This is a genomic window from uncultured Gimesia sp. (assembly GCF_937919775.1).
Lineage (GTDB): Bacteria > Planctomycetota > Planctomycetia > Planctomycetales > Planctomycetaceae > Gimesia.
In genome coordinates this window covers 1-2,677 of sequence record NZ_CALFPF010000034.1, presented here as the reverse complement: position 1 = coordinate 2,677, position 2,677 = coordinate 1, and the positions used below count along the sequence as shown (strand labels likewise).

Annotated in this window: 2 protein-coding genes; one reads left to right on the top strand and one right to left on the bottom strand. The window is 49.8% G+C overall.

Features of this window, described 5'->3' with window-relative positions:
• The coding region (locus tag Q0294_RS00905) for a protein kinase (protein WP_299459779.1) at positions 1-1,409 on the top strand (1,409 nt) is incomplete at its 5' end.
• Between the two features lie 72 nt (positions 1,410-1,481).
• On the opposite strand, the gene Q0294_RS00900 is transcribed toward Q0294_RS00905, so the two are convergent.
• Positions 1,482-2,498 carry a MoxR family ATPase gene (locus Q0294_RS00900; RefSeq protein ID WP_299459777.1) on the bottom strand — a complete coding sequence of 339 codons (1,017 nt, stop codon included), beginning with the start codon at positions 2,496-2,498 and terminating at the stop codon, positions 1,482-1,484.
• Positions 2,499-2,677 lie beyond the last annotated feature (179 nt).

Below are 2,677 nucleotides of genomic sequence, written 5' to 3'. Positions count from 1 at the left end.
ATGCCTGCCTGCATGAGCTGCAGACGAATTCCACCGATGATGAGAAATTGATCCGGTTGTTAGAGCGGAAAAATCTCATCACTTCGTTTCAGGCCGGTCGTTTAAAAAGCAAAGAACTCGAAGGTCTGGTACTTGGCGGTAACAAACTAATGTACCAGAACGCCTCTGGAAGTTTTGCACGCGTGTATCGGGCTGCCTCTCTGGCGGACGGTCGGATGGTGGGCATTAAAGTTCTCAGACAGCGCTGGGCTCAGGATCCCGAAACCGTCAAGATGTTTCACCGGGAAGCCGAAGTCTGCAAGCAGTTTCAGCATAAAAATATTGTCCCGATTTACGACGTTGGCGTTCAGGACAATATTCATTTCTTCACAATGGATTTTGTGGAAGGCGGGAATCTGCGCGATTTCATCACTATCCGCAAGAAACTGTCTCCCCTGGAAGCGATCAACTACACGGTCGATATTTGTGAAGGCCTGGAGTATGCCAACCGTCTGGGGTATACGCACCGTGATATGAAACCGACGAATGTGTTAATGTCGATTCAGGGTGTGGCGAAACTGATTGATTTTGGACTCGCGGGAGAAGATGACGCCAGCGGTGCGGGAGAAGCACATCAACGCGCGGTTGAGTACGGTACTCTGGAAAAATCAACTGGAGCACCACGCAATGATCCGCGGAGTGATCTCTATTTCGTAGGGACCATTTTTTACGAACTGCTCAGCGGCAAACCCCCTTTTCCGCGCACCAAAGACGTTGAAGAACGAAAAAGGCCCTCACGTTATTCACAGATTCCCTCGATTACCTCACTGGAGCCGAATTTGCCTGATTCGGTTGTGAATGTCCTGGAAAAGTTGATGGCCTATCAACCTCAGCAACGTTATCAATCGGCGACTGAGGCCATCCAGGAGTTACTCGAAGCACGTGCCCAGCTTGATGCTGCTGGCTCAAACATTCAGCCATCCGTCGCGACGAATGTCAAGAATTCTGCTGAGCAGGAATTAAAACTTGCGATTGCGCCTGCCACAATTTTATGTGTTGAAAAACGATCCAAGAATCAAGATGTCTTGCGAGATTATCTCACCAAGCATGGTTACCGGGTCCTGATCTTAAGCGATGCCGAACGGGCTCTGAATCGGATTAAAGAAAACGCACCCGACTGTGTCGTCTTCATGGAAGATTCGATCGGTGCAGGAGCGATTGAAGCGTTTAACAAAGCTCTGGAGATGGACGCCGATCTGGCTGCCGTACTCGTGCTTTCAGAGAAGAATGCCGAAGTCAAGAAAACGTTGCAGAAAACAGATCGCTCTCGTATTCTGGTGCAACCAATCAAGATCCGCAATTTACGCGCAAAAATCCAGAAAGTCCTCGAGCACCAGCTCAACGATTCTGCAGAATTAACCGCCCATTAATCGCGGCAGTAAAAGCCTGCCGCTGCTGATCTTTTTCGACGTTCACGTCGTGTTTGATTTGAGAGAAGCAGGTCATTCGTATTTGGGAATATTCGGTTCAGGAATTTCTTCGAGCAGACGTGCGATAATATCTTCGGTAACCATGCCTTCGGCTTGTGCCTGGAAATTGGTTGAAATGCGGTGCCTGAGTACCGGAACCGCAATCCGCCGGATGTCATTCAGTGAAACGCTGGCGCGCCCTGACATGGCGGCAATCGCTTTTCCGCCTGCAATTAAGTATTGTCCCGCGCGTGGGCCGGCGCCCCAGTCGACCATCTGTTTGATAAAGGGGGGGGCAGAGCCATCTGAAGGACGAGTTGCCCGCACCAGGCGGGTCACATAATTGATTGTCATCGGCCCCACTTCAATCATGCTGATCTGCCGTTGAAGATAAACAATCGATTTAGCCGACAGCACTTTTCGGATTTCCGGTTTCTCGCTGATACTGGTTGAGGCGAGTATTCTTTCTTCCTCTTCCAGATTCGGATATTCCACCTTGATATTGAACATGAAACGGTCCAGTTGCGCTTCCGGGAGCGGATAGGTCCCTTCCTGTTCGATCGGGTTCTGGGTGGCGATGACGAAGAAAGGGTCGGGTAAGTCGTATGTTGTCTGCCCGACAGTTACCTGATGTTCCTGCATCGACTGTAATAATGCCGCCTGGGTCTTGGGAGGCGTTCGGTTGATTTCGTCCGCGAGCAGAATGTTGGTAAACACAGGACCGTGGACAAATCGGAAAGCACGCCGTCCGGAATCCTCTTCTTCAAGCACATTGGTGCCGGTGATGTCGGAGGGCATCAGGTCGGGCGTAAACTGAATGCGTTTGAATTCGCAATCGAGGATGCGGGCAATCGTACTTACCAGTAAGGTCTTGGCCAGCCCGGGAACACCCACCAGCAGGCAATGCCCTCCTGTAAAGACGGCTGCCATAATTTGTTCGATGACATCATCCTGCCCGATAATCACTTTATGCAGTTCGTCCACCATGACATCATGATGGCGTTTTAATTTTTCGAGAAAATCGTCGAAGTCGCGTTTTTCGTTAGCCAATGTTTTCCCATTCTCTCATAAATGATGAAGTCTGCTGGATTTCGAGCCCGTAACCCGATATATGATGCCGACTGAAGCAGCAGTTTGTTCTGGCTGTTGTGGAAATTCACTTTCAGGAATCACATTTATAATCATCTTAAATGGCAAGAGAAACAGAGACTCCTGACTTGGTGAAGCAA